General features: G+C 28.3%; 19 protein-coding genes. 16 read left to right on the top strand and 3 right to left on the bottom strand.

Annotated features, from left to right (window positions below; translation table 11 throughout):
• Nucleotides 1-254: 254 nt before the first annotated feature.
• From aroB to aroC, 3 genes are read left to right on the top strand one after another with little or no spacing between them, the layout of a single operon-like run.
• On the top strand, nucleotides 255-1,301 hold the full coding sequence (aroB, locus tag BTM21_RS09065) for a 3-dehydroquinate synthase (protein WP_021875009.1): 1,047 nt from the start codon (nucleotides 255-257) through the stop codon (nucleotides 1,299-1,301).
• 37 nt (nucleotides 1,302-1,338) lie between these two features.
• Nucleotides 1,339-2,634 carry a 3-phosphoshikimate 1-carboxyvinyltransferase gene (gene aroA / locus BTM21_RS09060; RefSeq protein WP_096145413.1) on the top strand — a complete coding sequence of 432 codons (1,296 nt, stop codon included), beginning with the start codon at nucleotides 1,339-1,341 and terminating at the stop codon, nucleotides 2,632-2,634.
• Entirely contained in the window at nucleotides 2,612-3,691 is a 1,080-nt protein-coding gene (aroC, locus tag BTM21_RS09055; protein ID WP_079481163.1) for a chorismate synthase, read from the top strand. Before aroA ends, aroC begins: the two co-directional genes overlap by 23 nt.
• A 150-nt stretch (nucleotides 3,692-3,841) precedes the next feature.
• Here the strand turns inward: aroC and BTM21_RS09050 are convergent, their stop codons facing one another.
• The gene (locus BTM21_RS09050) at nucleotides 3,842-5,281 is read right to left on the bottom strand and encodes a DDE-type integrase/transposase/recombinase (RefSeq protein WP_079481036.1); all 1,440 of its coding nucleotides are present in this window, start codon (nucleotides 5,279-5,281) and stop codon (nucleotides 3,842-3,844) included.
• A 178-nt stretch (nucleotides 5,282-5,459) separates the two neighbouring features.
• Between BTM21_RS09050 and pheA the strand changes: the two genes are divergently transcribed.
• The 7 genes from pheA (at nucleotide 5,460) to BTM21_RS09015 (ending at nucleotide 12,535) form a co-directional block, all read left to right on the top strand.
• A complete protein-coding gene (gene pheA, locus BTM21_RS09045) occupies nucleotides 5,460-6,587 on the top strand; it encodes a prephenate dehydratase (RefSeq protein WP_021875011.1) in 1,128 nt (375 codons plus the stop codon).
• 51 nt (nucleotides 6,588-6,638) lie between these two features.
• Complete coding sequence (aroE, locus tag BTM21_RS09040; protein ID WP_021875012.1) at nucleotides 6,639-7,445, top strand: shikimate dehydrogenase; 807 nt, start codon at nucleotides 6,639-6,641, stop codon at nucleotides 7,443-7,445.
• Nucleotides 7,446-7,458: 13 nt separating this feature from the next.
• A complete protein-coding gene (locus BTM21_RS09035; RefSeq protein WP_079481164.1) occupies nucleotides 7,459-7,953 on the top strand; it encodes a shikimate kinase in 495 nt (164 codons plus the stop codon).
• Nucleotides 7,954-7,976: 23 nt separating this feature from the next.
• Entirely contained in the window at nucleotides 7,977-8,402 is a 426-nt protein-coding gene (gene aroQ / locus BTM21_RS09030) for a type II 3-dehydroquinate dehydratase (protein ID WP_079481165.1), read from the top strand.
• 15 nt (nucleotides 8,403-8,417) lie between these two features.
• On the top strand, nucleotides 8,418-9,431 hold the full coding sequence (aroF, locus tag BTM21_RS09025) for a 3-deoxy-7-phosphoheptulonate synthase (RefSeq protein ID WP_079481166.1): 1,014 nt from the start codon (nucleotides 8,418-8,420) through the stop codon (nucleotides 9,429-9,431).
• 127 nt (nucleotides 9,432-9,558) lie between these two features.
• Complete coding sequence (locus BTM21_RS09020; protein WP_021875016.1) at nucleotides 9,559-10,974, top strand: spore germination protein; 1,416 nt, start codon at nucleotides 9,559-9,561, stop codon at nucleotides 10,972-10,974.
• Nucleotides 10,975-11,143: 169 nt separating this feature from the next.
• Nucleotides 11,144-12,535, top strand: coding sequence for a hypothetical protein (locus tag BTM21_RS09015; protein ID WP_079481167.1), 1,392 nt, complete (start codon nucleotides 11,144-11,146; stop codon nucleotides 12,533-12,535).
• A 44-nt stretch (nucleotides 12,536-12,579) separates the two neighbouring features.
• Here BTM21_RS09015 and BTM21_RS09010 read toward each other — a convergent pair whose 3' ends face one another.
• The gene (locus BTM21_RS09010; RefSeq protein WP_021875018.1) at nucleotides 12,580-13,140 is read right to left on the bottom strand and encodes a class IV adenylate cyclase; all 561 of its coding nucleotides are present in this window, start codon (nucleotides 13,138-13,140) and stop codon (nucleotides 12,580-12,582) included.
• A gap of 225 nt (nucleotides 13,141-13,365) precedes the next feature.
• Here BTM21_RS09010 and BTM21_RS09005 point away from each other — a divergent pair, with 225 nt between their 5' ends.
• The 3 genes from BTM21_RS09005 to BTM21_RS08995 all read left to right on the top strand — a co-directional run bounded on the left by BTM21_RS09005 (nucleotide 13,366) and on the right by BTM21_RS08995 (nucleotide 17,081).
• Nucleotides 13,366-14,055 carry an early set domain-containing protein gene (locus BTM21_RS09005; RefSeq protein ID WP_021875019.1) on the top strand — a complete coding sequence of 230 codons (690 nt, stop codon included), beginning with the start codon at nucleotides 13,366-13,368 and terminating at the stop codon, nucleotides 14,053-14,055.
• Between the two features lie 65 nt (nucleotides 14,056-14,120).
• The gene (locus tag BTM21_RS09000) at nucleotides 14,121-15,182 is read left to right on the top strand and encodes a hypothetical protein (RefSeq protein ID WP_079481168.1); all 1,062 of its coding nucleotides are present in this window, start codon (nucleotides 14,121-14,123) and stop codon (nucleotides 15,180-15,182) included.
• Between the two features lie 159 nt (nucleotides 15,183-15,341).
• Nucleotides 15,342-17,081: an oleate hydratase gene (locus BTM21_RS08995; protein ID WP_021875021.1), complete on the top strand. Its 1,740-nt coding sequence runs from the start codon at nucleotides 15,342-15,344 to the stop codon at nucleotides 17,079-17,081.
• A gap of 52 nt (nucleotides 17,082-17,133) precedes the next feature.
• Here BTM21_RS08995 and BTM21_RS13790 read toward each other — a convergent pair whose 3' ends face one another.
• Nucleotides 17,134-17,280, bottom strand: a complete 147-nt coding sequence (locus BTM21_RS13790; RefSeq protein ID WP_021875022.1) for a hypothetical protein — start codon at nucleotides 17,278-17,280, stop codon at nucleotides 17,134-17,136.
• A gap of 185 nt (nucleotides 17,281-17,465) precedes the next feature.
• On the opposite strand from BTM21_RS13790, the gene BTM21_RS08990 reads away from it, so the two are divergent.
• From BTM21_RS08990 to BTM21_RS08980, 3 genes are all read left to right on the top strand, one after another.
• Nucleotides 17,466-17,648, top strand: a complete 183-nt coding sequence (locus tag BTM21_RS08990; protein ID WP_021875023.1) for a hypothetical protein — start codon at nucleotides 17,466-17,468, stop codon at nucleotides 17,646-17,648.
• A gap of 367 nt (nucleotides 17,649-18,015) precedes the next feature.
• Nucleotides 18,016-19,329 carry a sodium-dependent transporter gene (locus BTM21_RS08985; protein ID WP_021875025.1) on the top strand — a complete coding sequence of 438 codons (1,314 nt, stop codon included), beginning with the start codon at nucleotides 18,016-18,018 and terminating at the stop codon, nucleotides 19,327-19,329.
• 121 nt (nucleotides 19,330-19,450) lie between these two features.
• Nucleotides 19,451-19,717 (top strand): metal-sensing transcriptional repressor, encoded by a 267-nt coding sequence (locus BTM21_RS08980; RefSeq protein WP_021875026.1) that lies wholly within the window; start codon nucleotides 19,451-19,453, stop codon nucleotides 19,715-19,717.
• Nucleotides 19,718-19,742: the final 25 nt, after the last annotated feature.

Below are 19,742 nucleotides of genomic sequence, written 5' to 3'. Positions count from 1 at the left end.
TGAAGAGTCTTATTTTATTTAAATCAAATAAAATAAGACTTTTTTATAAATAAAGGGGGCAAAGTTTATGGTAATTATTTTAAAACCAAAAACTAGAGAAGAAGAGATTAAAAAATTAAAGGAAGAGTTAGAAGCAAAAGGGGTTTATCTGCTACAATAGAAGAGTTATTAGTGAGTGCTTGGAAATTTAGTTAATGAATTAAAAGCAATAGCTAAGGCAGTAGGACGTGAAATTTAAAAGATGAGGTGTTACTTTGAATTTAACAGTTGATTTAAAAGATAAAAGCTATAACATAATTATAGAAAAAGGATTAATAGATTATATAGGTTTAGAAGTAAATAAGGTTTTTAAAGGTAAAAAGGTTGTTATTTTAACAGATAAAAATGTTGATAAATTTTATGGAGAAAAGGTAAAGAAATCTTTAGTAAATGAAGGATATGAAGTAAAGAAAATTTCTTTAGAACCAGGGGAAGAAACTAAAGCCTTCCGTACTTTACCTAGGGTATATAATGAGTTATTAGATTTTAAAGTTACGAGAAGTGATTTATTATTAACTCTAGGTGGAGGTGTTATTGGAGATTTGGGTGGCTTTATTGCATCTACTTATTTAAGAGGGATTGATTTTATACAGTGTCCTACATCATTATTAGCACAAGTTGATAGTAGCGTAGGTGGTAAAGTAGGAGTAGATTTAGATAGAGGAAAAAATCTTGTTGGTAGTTTCTATCATCCTAAAGCGGTAATTATAGATCCTAATGTTTTAAATACTTTAGAAGAAAGATTTTTTAAAGATGGCATGGGTGAAGTAATAAAATATGGATGTATAAAAGACAGAGAGTTTTTTAATAAACTAAAATCCTATAAAGATAAAACTGATGTTATCAACAATATTGAATATATAATTCACAATTGTTGCACAATTAAGAAAATAGTTGTGGAAAAAGATGAAAAGGATAAGGGAGAGAGAATGTTATTAAATTTTGGGCATACTCTTGGTCATGCAATAGAACAATACTATAACTATACAAAGTACACACATGGTGAAGGTGTGGCTATAGGAATGTATGAGATTACTAGGATTAGTGAAGAAAAAGGAATAACTAAAAAGGGTAGTAGCGAAGAAATAAAAGAAATTTTAATAAAATATAACCTTCCTTATAAATTAGATGTAAATATAGAGGATATATTAGATGCAATTTCATTAGATAAGAAGAATTTAGGGAAAATTTTAAATCTAATTTTATTAAAGGAAATAGGAGAGTCATTTATTTATAAAACAGACAATAAGTTTTTCTGCTAATATTAAATTATAGAATAAATATAGAAGAGGTGTTATTTTGGCAAACTTAAGAATAGGTAACTCCAAATTAAAAGGTGAAATAAAAGTACCTCCATCTAAAAGTATGGCCCATAGAGCTATTATCTGTGCAGCCTTAGGAAATGGAGTTAGTAGAATTAATAATATAGATTATTCAGATGATATGATAGCAACTATTAAAGGAATGAAAGCTTTAGGAGCTAAAATTAATAAGCATAAAGATTACTTAGAGGTTATAGGGATTTATTCAAATGGAATTAAAATAGATTCTTTTAGAACCATAGATTGTAATGAATCAGGTTCAACATTAAGATTTTTAGTTCCAATTTCCTTGTTATTTAATGGTATGAGCAAGTTCGTTGGAAAGGGGAATTTAGGTAAAAGGCCATTAACAACTTATTTTGAAATATTTAGAGAACAAGGGATTAAGTATTTTGGAAGAGAGGGTGAGTTAGATCTTTTAATAGAAGGCAAATTAAAGCCTGGCGAATTTGAAGTTTTAGGAAATGTAAGCTCTCAATTTATAACAGGATTATTGTTTACCTTACCTTTATTAAATGGAGATTCTAAAATAATAATAACAACTGAAATGGAGTCAAAGGGTTATATAGACCTAACAATTTCATGTATGAAGGATTTTGGAGTAGAAATTATAAATAAAAATTATAAAGAATTTATAATAAAGGGAAATCAAAATTATAAATCAAGAAATTATAAAGTAGAGGGAGATTATTCACAAGCAGCCTTTTATCTTTCAGCAGATGCTTTAGGTAGTGAAGTATTAGTTAATGATTTAGACTTAAACTCCCTTCAAGGAGACAAGGAAGTAGTTGATATTTTAGAAAGAATGAATGTAATCTTTAAAAGTAAAAAGAATGCTTTAATAGGAGAAGTTAAGAATGAATTAAAATCAACTATAATAGATGGTTCTCAATGTCCAGATATAATTCCAATTTTAGCTGCGGTGGCATCTTTAAGTAAAGGTACTACAGAAATAATTAATGCAGGAAGACTTAGAATTAAAGAGTGTGATAGATTAAAGGCAGTAGCATCAGAACTATCTAAATTAGGAGCAGATATAAAAGAGAGAGAATATGGACTAATTATAGAGGGAAAAGAGGAGCTTCAAGGAGGAGTAGAAGTTTGGAGTTTTAAAGATCATAGAATTGCAATGACTTTAGCAATAGCAGCTACTAGATGTAAAGAGCCTATAATAATTAAGGATTTTGAGTGTGTAGCAAAATCTTACCCTAAATTCTTTGAGGACTTTAAAATGTTAGGAGGAGATGTACATGAGTGGAATATGGGGAAATAATTTAAAAGTATCTATATTTGGAGAGTCTCATGGATCAGGTATAGGAATAACCATAGATGGACTTCCTTCTGGCTTTGAAATAGATATAGATAAAATTATGATAGAGATGGGAAGAAGAGCACCAGGAAAAAGCTCTATATCAACTGCTAGAAAAGAAAGTGATAAACCAGAGATATTAAGTGGTTATTTTGAAGGTAAAACAACAGGTACTCCACTTTGTGCAATGATAAGAAATGGAGATACTAAATCTAAAGATTATGGTAAATTAAAAGATTTAATGAGACCAGGTCATGCAGATTATACAGGTAATATTAAATATAAGGGCTTTAATGACTATAGAGGTGGAGGGCATTTTTCAGGAAGAATAACAGCACCATTAGTATTTGCAGGAGCTATTTGTAAGCAAATATTAGAGGAGAAAGGGATTTTTATAGGTGCACATATAAACTCTATAGCTAATATTAAAGATAAAAGTTTTTTAGACTTTGCAAAGATAGATAAAAAAGATTTATTAGACTTTAAAAATTTTGAGGTGCCTCTTATAAATAAAGAAATAGAAGAAGATATAAGAAGAGTTATTTTAGAGACAAAAGCTAAAGGAGATTCTGTAGGTGGTACTATAGAATGTGTTGTTTTAGGTATAGAAGCAGGAATTGGAGATCCATTTTTCGATTCTGTTGAATCAACACTTGCTCATTTAATGTTTTCAGTTCCAGCTGTAAAGGGAATAGAGTTTGGAAAAGGATTTGAAATGGCAAATATGAATGGGTCAGAATGTAATGATGAATACTATTATGAAGAAAATAAAATTAAAACTAAAAGCAATAATAATGGAGGAATATTAGGTGGTATAACAAATGGGATGCCAATAATATTTAAAGTGGCTATAAAACCAACTCCATCTATTATAAAAGAACAACAAACAATAGATATTAAAAATAAACAAAATACTACTTTAAAAATAGAAGGAAGACATGATCCTTGTATAGTACAAAGGGCTCTTCCAGTTATAGAAGCAGTAACAGCAATAGCTTTAGTTGATTTAATGATAGTGTAAAGTTTCGTATGAAAAAATAGCTTATGGCTAATTTGGAATAATAGTTAAAAATATCTTTATAATATCTAAGAAAATTTTAAAATTGAATATGCTAAAAAGACCTTCGGTAACGGAGGCAAAAACTTAATCAATATTTGATTTTATGATTTATCAAGAAGTTTGTGATTCTTGCATATGTAATATGGTTTGTTGACCGAGACTGATAAGAATTTGCCACTTTGCAGACATATTGTCAATACCATCTAGTTGCTTTAATTCGTTTAAAGGACGCCAGTAATTGTAAGGATGCGGGCGTAAGAAGTTGTAATAAGCAACCCAAAGGGAGAAGCCATAAAGAGCACCTTCATCACTTCCATAACCACAGGTACCCCTGTAGGAAGATTTAAAGGTACGGTTTAAACGCTCTACAACTTGCTTAACCCAACGAAATTCTTCAGATACTGGATCATCGTTAGTAAGTCCGATAACTTGAGTTAGATTAAATTCTTTATTTTTTTCTAATTCAAATTGTTGCTTCGCTAACGGATATGAACTGTAACCATCGGCAACGAAGTTTAAAGCTTTTCCAGGGAAGTCTTTAAACTTATCAAAAGCCATACGCATTGCTAGTATACAAGGGCCAGTATCTCTTGTATCAGATACTTGATAACCTAGAATAGACCTTTTACAAGCATCCATTACAATCCAGACATAATGCTTAATGCCTTTTACTTTTATATAAGTTTCATCGGCAGAAAGTATTTTAGAGGGTTTGTAATCAAAGGTATCAACAAACGGCTTAATAACAGCAGCTGCTGTTAGAGCATAATTAGCAACAGTTCTATGTGAAATTTTTATTCCATGAACTTCTTTTAAAACATGAGCTGTTTGTCTTGTAGACATTTTACAATTAACGTGATAAGTCAAGCATAGTCCCATTATATGCGGGCTAAACTTCTTAAAACTAAATCCGGTAGCATGTTTTGATATTGGATATAGATCCATTTTAAAGAAGTTAATATTAAATTCACGATATATGTAATGAAGCTTATACTTGTATTTATCACAAGGATCAATATTCTTTGGAAGATTCTTAAGATTTCTTTGATAGTATAAGCATTTAGAATTATTGCATTTATGTATTTTAAAGTGCTTGCGTTGCTTTTGTTCCGTAAGCGTAGCACCGCAATAAGGACATATAAATACTATTGGTTTAGTTGTGTGATTAGTTTCTTTAAATGTAAGACCACAAACTTTACATTGAAACTGTCCTTTACTGCCATTGTTATCGTATATATATTCATGTGGTGCACCACACTTAGGACATTTAGTTTTTTTAGGGATAGACTTCCCGTTCCGTCTTTGGACGGGTTTTACGGTCTTGTTATATTTATGTTTGTAATAAGCTAAAAGTAATATATAGTCTACCTTTTCAAATCTAATAATTGTGGGTAGCTTATCTACTTTGAATTTTTGGTATTCTGGACTATTAGAATCATCAAATATCATCTGGTTAAGTGGAATATGTTTTGAGATGAATAAAAGTAATTGACCGATAATGGCAATTAAATATTGATTATAAGTAATTAAATAAGTTATAATTGAATCCATAATAACGACATCCTTTCATGTGTGATTTTGTTTGGTTAGAGATTCAATTTTAACATGAAATTAGGGGGGCGTTATTTTTTTATACAAAAAAACTGGCGAAACCTTGATATATAAAGATTTAAAAAGAAAAGTAGTGTAAAAAACTTTACACTAACGATTTAATAAAGGGGAGATAATAATGAATGAGTTAGAAGCTTGCCGAAAGGAAATTGATGAAATAGACAAAGAGTTAGTTGATTTATTTGAAAGGCGAATGAAGATTGCAGTTAGAGTTGCAGAGTATAAAAAGAAAAATAATCTTCCTATATTTAATGAAGCTAGAGAAAAACAAGTTATAGAAAAAAATATAGGGATTTTAAAGGAAAAGAGTTATGCAGATTTAACAAGAAAGTTTTTCAATAACTTAATGGAGCTAAGTAGAAGCCTTCAAGAGAATCTTTTATTTAAAAAAAGTAAGGAATTAAACAATAAGGTAGATATAGATAGTGTTAAATTAGGCTTCCAAGGGGTAAGAGGTTCCTTTAGTGAAGAAGCTTTAATAAAATATTTTGGTATATGCAATAATTCAAAATCCTATGAGGAGTTTGAGGAAGTTTTTGAAGCATTAAAAAATGAAGAAATAGATTATGGAATATTACCAATAGAAAATTCTTGTACTGGAGCTATAACAAGAGTTTATGATTTATTAGCTGAATACGGATTTTATATAGTAGGTGAAGAATGTATAAAAATAGATCAACATCTAATGGGAATTAAAGGTTCAACTATAGAGAATATAACGGAAGTTTATTCACATCCACAAGGCTTTGAACAAAGTAGGGAGTTTTTAAGTCATAATCATGATTTAAAGCTTATTCCATATCACAACACAGCTATAAGCGCTAAATTAATATCAGATTTAAAAGATAAGTCAAAGGCAGCAATAGCCAGCAAAAGAGCTGCTGAAATTTATAATTTAGAAATATTAAAAGAAAAAATAAATGATAAAAAGGATAATCATACAAAGTTCATTATAATAGGGAGAGACTTAGAGGTTAATAAGGGGTGTAATAAAGTAACAGTAGTATTTTCGTTAGAAGACAAAGCAGGAACTTTATATGAACTTTTAAGATATTTTGCAGATAATAATATAAACCTTATTAAAATAGAGTCAAGACCTAATAAACATGAGTCATGGAAGTATTTGTTGTATGTAGACTTTCAGGGGAATATAAAAGATAAAGAAGTTAAAAGTTCTTTAGAGTTAATAGAAAAAAATAGTGGCTATTTTAAAGTTCTAGGAAGTTATAAAAAATCAAAGTGTTAAATTAATATTAAAATTAAATCCCTTGGGGTAGTTTAAAGAGGAGATATTAAGATGGAGTTTTACGGATTATTAGGAGAGAAGCTTTCTCATAGTTTGTCTCCTAAAATACATAAATTAATATTAGATGAATTAAATTTAGAAGGAGCATATAAGCTTTTTGAAGTAGAAAGAGAGAATTTAAAAGATTTTTCTAAAGGGTTAAAGGTATTAAAGATAAAAGGGGTAAATGTTACAATACCTTATAAACAAGATATTATGAAATATTTAGATAATATATCAAAGGAAGCTTTAAGAATAGGTGCTATTAATACTATAGTTTTAAAAGAAAATAAGCTTTATGGGTATAATACTGATTATTATGGCTTTGGATATATGTTAGATGCGCATAATATTGATATAAATAATAAGATAGCAGTTATTTTAGGTAATGGAGGAGCTACTAAGGCTGTTCTTCATTATTTGTTAGATAATAAAATAAGCAAGATTTATATAGTAAGTAGAGATCCAAAAGCTAATAACGAATTTAAAGAAAATAGAGTTAAGGTAATAGGATATGAAAAATTAAAAGAAATAAAGGGAGATATATTAATAAATTCTACTCCAGTTGGGATGTATCCTAAGGTAGACGAATCTCCTGTAAGTAGTGATATAATTAATGGTTTTAGTGTTTTAGTAGATTTAATATATAATCCATTAGAAACAAAATTTTTAAGCTATGGTAGAGCTTTAAATAAGGTAACAGTAGGTGGCTTATATATGCTTGTAGGTCAAGCTGTTAAAGCTGAAGAAATATGGCAAAATATGAAAATAAATAAAGAAGTAATAACTAAAATTTATAATGGACTAAATGTTAAATAAAGGAGGGTGCTTTATGAACAAAAAATCCATATTACTGATAGGAATGCCTGGATGTGGAAAAACAACTATAGGAAAAATTTTAGCAAATGAACTTAATTATAATTTTTATGATATGGATAAATACATAGAAAAAATATCAGGACAAAATATCAAGGAAATCTTTAAGGTAAGTGAGAAAAACTTTAGAGATATAGAAACCAAGGCTTGTTTGGAGCTTTGTAAAAAAAAGATGGCGGTAATATCTTCTGGTGGAGGAGTAGTGAAAAGAAAAAAGAATATAGATTTATTTAAAGATAATAGTATAATAATATTTATTGATAGACCTTTAGAAAATATACTTAAGGATGTAAATACAAGTACTAGACCATTACTTACAGAGGGTAAAGAAAAATTATATAAATTATATGAAGAAAGATATAGGCTTTATAATGAATATAGCCATCTAAAAGTAATAAACGATGGGTTTATAAAAGATGTAGTTTTAGAGATTAAAAAATGTATTAAATAACTAACCTAAAGAAGGTGATTTGAATGAAAATTATGGTTATAAATGGACCTAATTTAAATATGGTTGGGGTTAGAGAAAAGAGTATATATGGGGTTAAAGACTTTAATGATATATGTGAATATATTAAAGAAGAAGGAGAAAAAAGAGGTGTTGAAATAACACTTTTTCAAAGTAATATTGAGGGCGAAATTGTAAGCGCTATTCATAAAGCATATTATGAAAAATATGATGGAATAATAATAAATCCAGGGGCATATACACACTATAGTTATGCTATATTAGATGCCATAAAAGCAGTTGATATAAAAACTATAGAGGTACATTTATCAAATGTTCATGCTAGAGAGGAATTTAGACATAAATCAGTAACAGCTTCAGCATGTATAGGACAAATATGTGGATTTAAAGAGTATGGATATATAATGGCAATAGATGCTTTAATTAATTAAAATGGAGGGGCACAAATGATTATTGTAATGAATTCAAAATGTACAGAAGATGAGGTGCAGAGGGTTAAGAGTGAGGTTGAGAGTATTGGATTAGGAACTTACTTATCCCAAGGAGAAACATACTGTATAGTTGGAGTAGTTGGAGAAGCTAGAGATTTAGATTCAGATAAACTTTTAAGATTTCAAGGAGTAGATAAAATTTTAAAAGTTCAAGAACCCTTTAAAAAAGCTAATAGATTATTTAAACCAGAGGATACTATAGTAGATGTTAATGGAAATTTAATAGGTGGAAATAATTTAGCTGTTATGGCGGGACCTTGCTCAGTTGAAAGTGAAGAACAAATTATAGAAATAGCTAAAAGTGTAAAGTCATCAGGAGCAACATTTTTAAGAGGTGGAGCATTTAAGCCAAGAACATCACCTTATAGCTTTCAAGGATTAGAGTTGGAAGGACTTGAATTATTAAAAAAGGCGAGAAAAGCTACAGGGCTTCCAATAGTAACAGAAATAATGTCTACAGATTATATAGATAATTTTGCAGAAGATGTTGATATAATTCAAGTTGGAGCAAGAAATATGCAAAACTTCGATTTGTTAAAGCAATTAGGAAAAACTAATAAACCTATTTTATTAAAAAGAGGATTATCTTCAACTATAGAAGAATGGTTAATGTCTGCTGAGTACATAATGGCTGGTGGAAATGAAAATGTAATTTTATGTGAAAGAGGGATAAGAACTTTTGAAACTTACACAAGAAATACATTAGATTTAAGCGCTATTCCAATGGTTAAAAAGCTTTCACATCTTCCAGTTATAGTTGATCCAAGTCATGCGGCTGGATACTGGTATCTAGTAGAACCATTAGCTAAGGCAGCAATTAGTGCAGGGGCAGATGGTCTTATGATAGAGGTTCATAATAATCCTCAATGTGCATTAAGTGATGGTCAACAGTCTATTAAACCAGAATCATTTAAGACGATGATGGATAAAATAAAAGTTCTAGCAACAATAGAAGGTAAAAAAATATAAAATGAGAAAAACTATAATTTAAAGTGTTTTAAAAATCCTTCTAGTAAAATAGCGCTTAAGTATATTTTATGACATATTGTAAATAATAAGATAGACTTTAAGATTTTGCTAGAAGGGAGAATTTTTAATGATATTATCTAATAATTTGCAAGAAAATATAAATAATATTAGAGTTAAACTTAATTTAGGTAAAAGTTTTGATATTATAGAGCGTGTAATAGATGTACATAATACTAAGTTCTACTTATATTATTTAGATGGATTTGTTAAAGATACAAACATGGAGTATGTACGTCGCGATATTTATAATTTAAAAAAGGAAGATTTTCAAACAATTAAAACTGCTAAGGAGTTAATTGAAAAAGCATTAAGTTCTATTGAAGCAGAGACGGAAAATGATTTAGATAAGATAATAACAGCAGTTTTATCAGGTCAAACAGCACTTTTAGGACCAAATTATAATGAAGCAGTTTTATTAGACTTCAGAACTTATCCTGCAAGAGGAGTACAAGAACCAGAAAAAGAAAAGGTTTTAAGAGGTTCCCATGATGGATTTGTTGAGACAATAGTTTTTAATACAGCTCTTATAAGAAGAAGAATAAGAGATCCTGAGTTAGTTTTTAAAATGTATAAGATAGGGAGTATTTCAAAAACAGATATAGCAGTAGGATATTTAGGAAATAAAGTAGATGAAAAGAGATTAAACAAGCTTAAAAAGCTAATAGATGACCTTGATATAAAGGCATTAACTTTAGGGGATCAAAGTTTAGTAGAAGTTATAAACTCAAAATCATGGCTTAATCCATTTCCTAAGGTAAGATATACAGAAAGACCAGATGTTGTAGCGGCTCAAATGATGGAAGGTAGCATAGTTATTTTAATAGATAATACACCATCAGCATTAATTTTACCATCAAATATTTTTGATTTTTTACAATCTATTGATGATTATTATATGCCGGTTTTTACAGGGAATTATTTAAAATTCATAAGATATATAGTGTTAATTGCAAATTTATTTTTAACACCTGTATACGTGCTTTTAACAGATAATCCTAGTTGGCTTAGTGGGAATTTTAGTTTTTTATTACCTAAAGACCCATATAATATTCCAATATTTCTTCAGTTTATAATTGCAGAAATAGCTATAGATGGAATAAAATTAGCATCTTTAGATACACCAAGTACTTTAGGAACTTCATTATCAATAATAGGTGGATTAATACTTGGAGACTATACAGTAAAAACAGGGTGGTTTACATCTCAAACTATACTTTATATGGCAATTGTGGCACTTTCAAGTTTTACACAACCAAGTATAGAGTTAGGATTTGCATTTAAGTTTACAAGAATATTATTACTTATACTTACAGGTATATTTGGTACATGGGGATTTGTTATAGGAATAATAATAAACTTGATAATTATGGCTTCAACAAAAACTGTTTTAGGGGAACCATATTTATATCCATTAATACCTTTTAAATGGAAGGCTTTAAAAAAGCTAATATTTAGATATAAAAAGCAAATAGCAAAAAAATAAGCTGGAATTTTTTCTAGCTTATTTTTTATTACTTTAAAACAAAGGAAACAAAAATGGGGAAAAAATAAATGAATAGAATGGAGTTAAGTCATAGAATTTCTAAAATTAGCACATAAAGTTTAAAAAGTTCATATTTTATAATAATAATAATAACTTAGGAGCATAAAATATGACACTAACCCCTATACATTTTATTTATATAATATTTACGATTTTAATTTTAGTATCAATATTTAGAAAAAGAGATATAACTATTATCTGTATCATAGGAATAATTGCTATGGCAGCATGGGGAACTAGATCAGTACCTCAATCAATAATGGCTGTATTTAATGGGTTTTCATATGCTATAGTTGAGTTATTACCTGTAATTTTGATAATTTCAATAATAACTGCATTTAGTAAGTTACTTTCTGTAACAGAAATAAATGAAATGATGATTAAGCCTTTAATTAAGTTAATAAAAAATAAGACATTAGCATATTGGATAATCGGTATATCAATGATGATAATTTCATGGTTTTTCTGGCCTTCTCCAGCAGTTGCACTTATAGGAGCAGTATTGATTCCAGTAGCTAAAAAGGCTGGGTTACCTAGTTTAGCAACAGCTATGGCAATGAATCTTTTTGGACACGGAATAGCATTATCTAGTGACATTATAATACAAGGAGCATCTAAGCTAACAGCAAATGCAGCAGGAATATCAATTAGTGAACTTAATGCTTCGTTAATTCCATTAGAAATAGTAATGGGATTAACTACTACAGTTTTAGCCTACTTTTTAATTATGAGAGATATAAAAAATAAAAAAATGATATCAGAAAATAAAGAATCTAAAAAAGATATTATTGATAGTAAACCAGTAAATAAGCTAACCGACAAAAAGAAGAGGTTTTATGCTGCATTAGTATTTTTAGGGTACTTATTTGATGTGATTTTAATGTGCTCATGTTCAATAAAAGGTGGAGATGCAACAGCTTTAGTAGGTGGAACAACATTATTACTATTAATTATAATTTTCCTTGGTAGCTTTAAATTTAATAGTGTACAACAAGTAACACCATATATAACAGATGGATTTCAATTTGCCTTTAAAGTTTTTGGAGCAGTTATTCCGGTTGCAACATTTTTCTATATTGGAGGTAGTGGATTCCAAGATATAATTGGAGCAGCATTACCAATGAACTCTCAAGGCATAATTAATGACTTAGGAACAGCTCTTGCAAATTCAGTTCCTTTAAATAAAGCAATAGCAACAGCAACAGTTTCAGGGGTTGGTATTTTAACAGGACTTGATGGATCAGGATTTTCAGGATTATCCTTAGTAGGTTCTTCAGCTATGCTTTTCTCATCATCAATGGAAATAAATACAGCAACATTAGCAGCACTAGGACAAATTTGTACAATATGGATAGGGGGAGGAACTTTAATTCCATGGGCATTAATACCAGTAGCGGCTATTTGTGATGTTTCTCCTTTTGATTTAGCTAGAAAAAATTTAATACCAGTTACAGTAGGATTATTTATAACATTAATATATGCAGTAATATTTCTAGCATAAAAAGAAAAGCTCAAATAGAATTTTATCTATTTGGGCTTTTTTTATTAAAGTCCTTTACCGTTAGAAGGCGTAATACCTCTTTCAGCTAAAAGTTCATATATTGTTTTGGAAGTTGTATCATTAATAGTATATCCTAGAACATCTAATATCTCTTGAAGTTTTTCTTCAGAGGAAGTTTCGATTTCTAAGTAAGGGAAAGGACAAAAGCTTTTATCATTTATATCTATTTCTATTAAAGAGCCATTTAAGCTATAGCTTTCTCTATATTTTTTTATTGATTCTTGAAGAACAAGGCCTAATGAAAGGAAAATTCTTTTAGCCATTTCCTTATCTAAAATTATAGTTTCATTTTCTTCCATAACTTTAAAGGTTCCTTGACTTAACATTTTCTTTGTTGTCATATAAATTACTTCTTTATTATTAAGCCTATCATCAATAGTTCGTATTCTTGCATAGCCTTTAGAATCTAAAAGTCTTCTATCAGAGAAGTCGTAAATATCATTTATTTGATATTCTTCTTTAACTTTTTTAGCATTTAATGAAGTAAGTTTCTTTCTTATAGCTTCAACGTCTATATCAACTATTCTAGTTTCTAATTCTTTCATAAGTATCTCCTTTATATTAAATTATTATATGAAAATATTATATCATAATAGAGAAAAATTAATTATTTATAAGTAGATAATTAATGTGCTTATAAATTAATAATGTGGAATAAAAACCTTAATATTGTTTGAAAATTAAAAAAACAACAAAACAAGTCAAATATTTACAAAATTTTAATAAAAGTATATAATCAAATAAAATATTATTTTAAAAGGAGGCTATATATGAATATAAGGTTTGAATATAAGGATAATGGGGATTTAATTATTAATAAAGTTTCAGTAATAGGTTCATTTAATAATTATGATGTTAATTCAGGAGCAATGAAAAAAGAAAATGATAAATGGGTATTAGATATAAATTTATCATCAGGAGAGCATTACTATAAGTTTATTATCAATGATAGGCTAAAATTAAATGATCCTACAGCTAATATATATTTACCGCATGTAAATGATGAAATATATTCAGTAATTATGATTAATGAGAATGATGATAGATTATATAACAATACTGAATATACAGTTAACATAGAAAAATATAATATTACAGCAAATGTATATGATCAATATGTGCCTATAAATAAAAAAGATTTTGATATAACAATGGATAAAAAAGTAGTAACAAGATTTCAATTTACTAATGTAACAGGAATACATGCTGTTACAGCTATATGGGTTACACCAAATGGAGAAATTTTTGATAGTTCAGAAAATATCTTATTTACTCCTAAAGGAGAAGAAAATAAGCCTATAGATATTTGGTTTTGGATTGAGTTACAAAATTCTAAAAGAAATTATCCAAGTGGAAAGTGGGCAATAAAATTATTTGTAGATGGAGAATTTGTTTTAGAAGATGAGTTTGTTTTAGGAAAAATAAATTCATATTCAAGTTATGGACAAGCCAGGTATTAAAATAAGGTATATACATCATTAAAGATGTTTATATAAATAAATTTTATTAAAAAGGAGAGATAACTATGATAACAAAATGTAGTGTAGGAATGAATTTAGGAAATTTACAAGGTACTAGTAATAAAAATTCTGAAGTGAAAACTAAAAATAATTTAAATGTTACTAATACTAAGACAGAAGTAGATAAGTATAAGGAGGATGTTATTAACAATATATCAGTTAATAATAAAAAAGATAATGATGCTGTAAGTACTTCTGTTGCAAATACTAAGTCATCTATATTAAGCAAATTTAACAAGGTTGGAGGTGCAATTACTAAATTTGCTACATCTGTATGTGATAATGTTAAGAAGACAGTTGTTACTGTAAGCGAAAATGTTAAAAATACAGTTTCTAAAGTAAGTACTAAAATTAAGGATACATTTAATGAAGTTACTGAAAAAACAATGAAATTAGCTAAATCAGTAGAAGCTAGGGTAACAGATACAGCAGAGAAAATTTCAGCTACAGTAAAACAAGTTACAACTACTGCCGCCCAACTTAAGGATTCTGTATTAGAAATTAAAAATTCAGTAACATCTATGGTAAGTACTGGAGTTAAGACAGCTGTAACAGTAGGAAAAGAAGCAACTAAAATGGCAACTAAAATAGGTGCAAGTGTAGCAACTATAAAACTTACTATTTCAGATCCATCAATTGGAATAATAGGGAAGGTAACAGGAACAGCTTCAGCTATAGGAACAGGATTCTATGCTGCAAAAGAAGGTATTGAAAATATTAGTGAATCTTTAAAAACTGGATATAAATCTATTTCAGAAGATTATAAGAAGACTATAACAGCAGTAGAATCATCAGTTAATTTATGTAAAGAAACAGCAAAGACAGTAGTTACATGTAGTAAAGCTGTAGTAGAAAATGTTAAAACAATAGCAACAGATATTAAAAATACAGCTAGTGAATTAAAAACAACTATAGCAGATGCTACAACTGAAGTTATTGATTCATTAGATAAGGGTATAAAAAATAGTGTAAATGCAATAAAAGAAGGTTATGGAAACATTAAAAGAGATTATAATGAAGCAGATGAAATAGTTAGAAATGAATTTGGAGACATAGCATTTGCATAAAATTACTTTTAACTTAAGACTAAAACTAGTTTATTCTAGCTTTAGTCTTTTTTTAGTTGGAAATAAAAAATAAAGTTGTATAAATTAATTTAATATAGCAACACTATAGAATAAGTAATAAAAATTACTAATAATCAGCAGAAAGTTGAGGCATGTTTTATGAGGAATAAACCAAAAAATAATTCAAAAATTAATAATAAGAACATCTTACTTGCTGTAGGAGCAGTAGCAAGTGCAGCTACAATAGCTACAATAGCCACAAAAAAGATAAAACACAAAGCAGAAATAGAGACGTTACCATTTACTTATATGGATCACGGGGACAAGCAAGTTTATTTTATAGGTGGAGGATTAGCATCTTTAGCAGGAGCTGCTTACTTAATAAGAGATTGTAATTTTAAAGGTGAAAATATTCATATTATAGAAGGTATGCATATTTTAGGTGGAAGCAATGATGGTAGTGGTGATGCTGAAAATGGATTTATATGTCGTGGGGGACGAATGTTAAATGAAGAAACCTATGAAAATTTCTGGGAGTTATTTTCAAGTATCCCATCTTTAGATTATCCTAATAAAAGTGTTACAGAAGAAATATTAAACTTTGATCATTTACACCCAACTCATGCACAAGCACGTTTAGTTGATAAATATGGAATAATTCAAGATGTAACTAGTATGGGATTTAATAATGAAGATCGTATGGCACTTGGTAAATTAATTATTACTCCAGAAGAAAAATTAGATAATATGACTATAGAACAATGGTTTAGGCATACTCCACATTTCTTTAAAACTAATTTTTGGTATATGTGGCAAACTACTTTTGCTTTTCAAAAATGGTCTAGTTTATTTGAATTCAAGCGTTATATGGAACGTATGATTTTTGAGTTTTCTCGTATTGAAACTTTAGAAGGAGTTACTAGAACTCCATACAATCAATATGAATCTGTTATACTTCCATTAAAAGCATATTTAGATAAATTTAATGTTGACTTTAGTATTAATGCAACTGTAACAGATTTAGATTTTAAACCATCAGAAGGAATAACAGTAACAGCAATACATTTAGAAGATAGCGAAGGCGAAAAAGTTATAGAATTAAAAGAAGAAGATGTTTGTATAATGACTAATGGATGTATGACTGACAGTACAACATTAGGAGACTTTAATACTCCTCCAGAATATAGACCTGATAATCCAATATCAAGTAATCTTTGGAGTAAGATAGCTAAAAAGAAAATAGGTCTTGGTAATCCAGAACCTTTCTTTAGAAATCCAGAAGAAACAAATTGGGAAAGCTTTACTGTAACTTGCAAAGGAAATAAATTATTAAAGTTAATAGAGAAATTTTCAGGGAATATTCCAGGAAGTGGAGCATTAATGACCTTTAAAGATTCAAGTTGGTTGATGAGTATAGTTGTGGCAGCTCAACCACACTTTAAAAATCAGCCTTTAGATACAACAATTTTTTGGGGATATGGATTATACACAAATAATATTGGAGATTACGTAAAAAAACCTATGCGTGATTGTACTGGTGAAGAAATCTTAATAGAACTTTTACATCATTTACATATGGAAGATAAGTTAGATGAAATAAAAGATACTATAGTAAATGTTATTCCATGTATGATGCCTTATATAGATGCTCAATTCCAACCTCGTAAAATGAGTGATAGACCAGAGGTAATACCAAAAGGGTCAACAAACTTTGCGATGATTAGTCAATTTGTTGAAATTCCAGAAGATATGGTGTTTACAGAAGAATATTCTGTACGTGCAGCAAGAATTGCTATTTATACTCTTTTCAATGTTAAACATAAAAAAGTGATTCCTGTAACTCAATATAAAAAAGATCCTAAGATTTTAAAGGAAGCATTAAAGACTTCTTATAGATAATAATATAGCCTAGAGTAATATTAAATTTATACTCTAGGCTATAATTTTATAATTATTTATATGTTGTACGAGGAGATGGTTCATCTTCTCCATAAGGGGTTTTAGCTTTTGTTTTATTTTTTATTTCTTTTTCATAATTATTTGATGTTGGATCTGGGGATGATTTTTCATGTGAATTATAACAACCCTTACTATTCATAATAATCCTCCTAAAATAATAAATTTTCTGTATTAGTTTTTACATATAATCTAAAAATATTAAGGAAAAAATATATTCTTATGGTAGAATTAAATGGAAAAATAAATGAAGTGAAGATTTATTAGATGATGATATTTAAATTTATGTTATAATATTATCTATAAATTGCTTAACGGAGGGATAGTATGTTTACTAAAGAAGAACTTTTAGTAATAGAGGATGCATTAAAAATTGCTGATGAGCATTATATAAAATTAATTGATGCAAATAAAAATAATAAAAACCAAATGGTAGCTTGCAATAGAAAGCAAAAAAAATTGTGGCTAGTACAAAATAAATTAAAAAAAGTAATTCAAGAAAATAAGTAAAATCATAAATTTAACAGGAATATATTGACAGTAGAAAAAAGAAGTGTTATTATAATTAAAAATCTACAAACAGGAGATAATATTATGAACATAAAAAGAGTTTTAAATAATTCAAAATTGAATAATAACTTTTTCTTTAGCTTCTTTAGATAGGGTTTGTGTTTATTGTATTATTAAATGTCATAGATGCAAACCACACAGACTAAGTGTTTTGTATCTATGATGGCTAAGGATTTTTGTGATTGAGTAAAATTAAGCCTCATAGGTAATGCTATGAGGCTTTTATTATCCTAGGTTTAAAGCTTTATAGCATATGCTATAGGGCTTTTTTATTTTATAAGAAATAAAATTCTAGGAGGAATTTATAATGGCAAAAAGAGAGAGTTTTTCTAGTAAATTAGGATTTGTATTATCATGTGTTGGAGCAGCAATAGGGCTAGGGAATATATGGATGTTTCCGTATAAACTTGGGGAAAATGGAGGAGCAGCATTTTTAATTCCGTATTTTCTATTTGTACTTATTCTTGGGACTGTTGGACTAATTACTGAATTTTCTTTTGGAAGACAATATAAAAAAGGGTCATTAGGAGCTATAAGAAAAGTATTTAAAGAAAAAAATCTAAAAGGGGGAAGGATAATATCAGTAATACCAACCTTGGGGTTAACAGGTATATTTATGTTTTATACAGTTGTTATTGGCTGGGTATTAAAATATTTTTTTATAAGTTTAACAGGTGAAATAAGCAATATAAATACAGAAGCTTATTTTACAGCTTTCACAAATAGCAATAGTACTGTATTTTGGCATGCATTAGCAGTAATAATAACATTAATAATAGTTAGCTTTGGAGTATCTAAAGGAATAGAGAAAATTAATAAAATAATTATTCCATTATTATTTGTAATATTTATAGTTTTAATTTTTAAATCTCTTAGTTTACCAGGATCTTCAGAGGGAATAAAATATCTTTTAAAACCAGATTGGACATATTTATTAAAAGCAAAAACTTGGGTAATGGCCATGGGACAAGCATTTTTTACTGTATCACTTACAGGATGTTGTATGGTTGTTTGTGGTAGTTACGCAAATGATAAATTTGATATACCTAGTTGTGCTATAAGTACAGCTCTTTTTGATACATTATCAGCATTACTAGCAGCATTTATGATTATGCCAGCAGTATTTGCTTTAGGATTAAGTCCTACAGCAGGACCTGCATTATTATTTGTTACAGTACCAAGTATATTTCAAACTATGCATTTAGGGAATTTAATAAGTACTTTATTTTTCTTAAGTATTATTTTTGCATCAATTTCATCATCAATAGCAATGCTAGAAGGACCTGTAGAAGCGGTAATGTCATTAAAGAAATGGAATAGGAAAAAAACTACTATAATTATAGCTACTGTAGCATTTATTTTAGCAATTCCTTTAAGCTTAAGTGGAGATATATTTGATAAGTTTACAAATTTTATAACAATAATATTCTCGCCAATAGGTGCTGTAATAACAGCCTTTGTTTTTTATTATATGATAGATGCAGATAAAGCATTAGAAGGATTAAACAAAGGTGCATATAAAAAGTTAGGTATGTATTTTATGAAATTTGGTAAATATGTATTTGTTCCAGCTACTATAATTATAATAATTTTAGGAGTAATTTATGGTGGTATTGGCTAAAAATAAACTTAGTTAAGTATAAAAAGTCATAGTCTAATAAATATTAAGAATTGATTGACAATTGAAAATAAAGATATATAATGAAATTGAATATACCCCCTAGGGTGGGGGGAGGAAAGTTGTGAATAAGGATAAAAAAGAAGCATTACAACCATTAAAAATAGCTAAAGGTCAACTAGAAGGAATCATAAAAATGATTGAGGATGATAGATATTGTATTGATGTTTCAAATCAAGTATTAGCAGTACAATCATTATTAAGAAAAGCTAATTTAATGATATTAAAAAGTCATTTAAATCACTGTGTTAAAGAAGCTTGTGATAACAATGATAGAGATGAAAAAATAGATGAGATAAACAAAATATTAGAAAAAATACTTTCTAAATAAGTAAGATAGAATTGCTAATTAAAGA

The organism is Clostridium chauvoei (genome assembly GCF_002327185.1).
GTDB classification, from domain to species: Bacteria; Bacillota; Clostridia; order Clostridiales; family Clostridiaceae; genus Clostridium; species Clostridium chauvoei.
Note: the sequence above shows the minus strand (reverse complement) of the source record. Positions and strands in the feature narration are given on the sequence as shown.

Excerpts from the sequence above, each read along its gene's own strand:
- aroC (WP_079481163.1), top strand. The coding sequence starts at position 2,612 with ATGAGTGGAATATGGGGAAATAATTTAAAAGTATCTATATTTGGAGAG.
- BTM21_RS09050 (WP_079481036.1), bottom strand. The coding sequence starts at position 5,281 with ATGGATTCAATTATAACTTATTTAATTACTTATAATCAATATTTAATT.
- pheA (WP_021875011.1), top strand. The coding sequence starts at position 5,460 with ATGAATGAGTTAGAAGCTTGCCGAAAGGAAATTGATGAAATAGACAAA.
- aroE (WP_021875012.1), top strand. The coding sequence starts at position 6,639 with ATGGAGTTTTACGGATTATTAGGAGAGAAGCTTTCTCATAGTTTGTCT.
- BTM21_RS09035 (WP_079481164.1), top strand. The coding sequence starts at position 7,459 with ATGAACAAAAAATCCATATTACTGATAGGAATGCCTGGATGTGGAAAA.
- aroQ (WP_079481165.1), top strand. The coding sequence starts at position 7,977 with ATGAAAATTATGGTTATAAATGGACCTAATTTAAATATGGTTGGGGTT.
- aroF (WP_079481166.1), top strand. The coding sequence starts at position 8,418 with ATGATTATTGTAATGAATTCAAAATGTACAGAAGATGAGGTGCAGAGG.
- BTM21_RS09020 (WP_021875016.1), top strand. The coding sequence starts at position 9,559 with ATGATATTATCTAATAATTTGCAAGAAAATATAAATAATATTAGAGTT.
- BTM21_RS09015 (WP_079481167.1), top strand. The coding sequence starts at position 11,144 with ATGACACTAACCCCTATACATTTTATTTATATAATATTTACGATTTTA.
- BTM21_RS09010 (WP_021875018.1), bottom strand. The coding sequence starts at position 13,140 with ATGAAAGAATTAGAAACTAGAATAGTTGATATAGACGTTGAAGCTATA.
- BTM21_RS09005 (WP_021875019.1), top strand. The coding sequence starts at position 13,366 with ATGAATATAAGGTTTGAATATAAGGATAATGGGGATTTAATTATTAAT.
- BTM21_RS09000 (WP_079481168.1), top strand. The coding sequence starts at position 14,121 with ATGATAACAAAATGTAGTGTAGGAATGAATTTAGGAAATTTACAAGGT.
- BTM21_RS08995 (WP_021875021.1), top strand. The coding sequence starts at position 15,342 with ATGAGGAATAAACCAAAAAATAATTCAAAAATTAATAATAAGAACATC.
- BTM21_RS13790 (WP_021875022.1), bottom strand. The coding sequence starts at position 17,280 with ATGAATAGTAAGGGTTGTTATAATTCACATGAAAAATCATCCCCAGAT.
- BTM21_RS08990 (WP_021875023.1), top strand. The coding sequence starts at position 17,466 with ATGTTTACTAAAGAAGAACTTTTAGTAATAGAGGATGCATTAAAAATT.
- BTM21_RS08985 (WP_021875025.1), top strand. The coding sequence starts at position 18,016 with ATGGCAAAAAGAGAGAGTTTTTCTAGTAAATTAGGATTTGTATTATCA.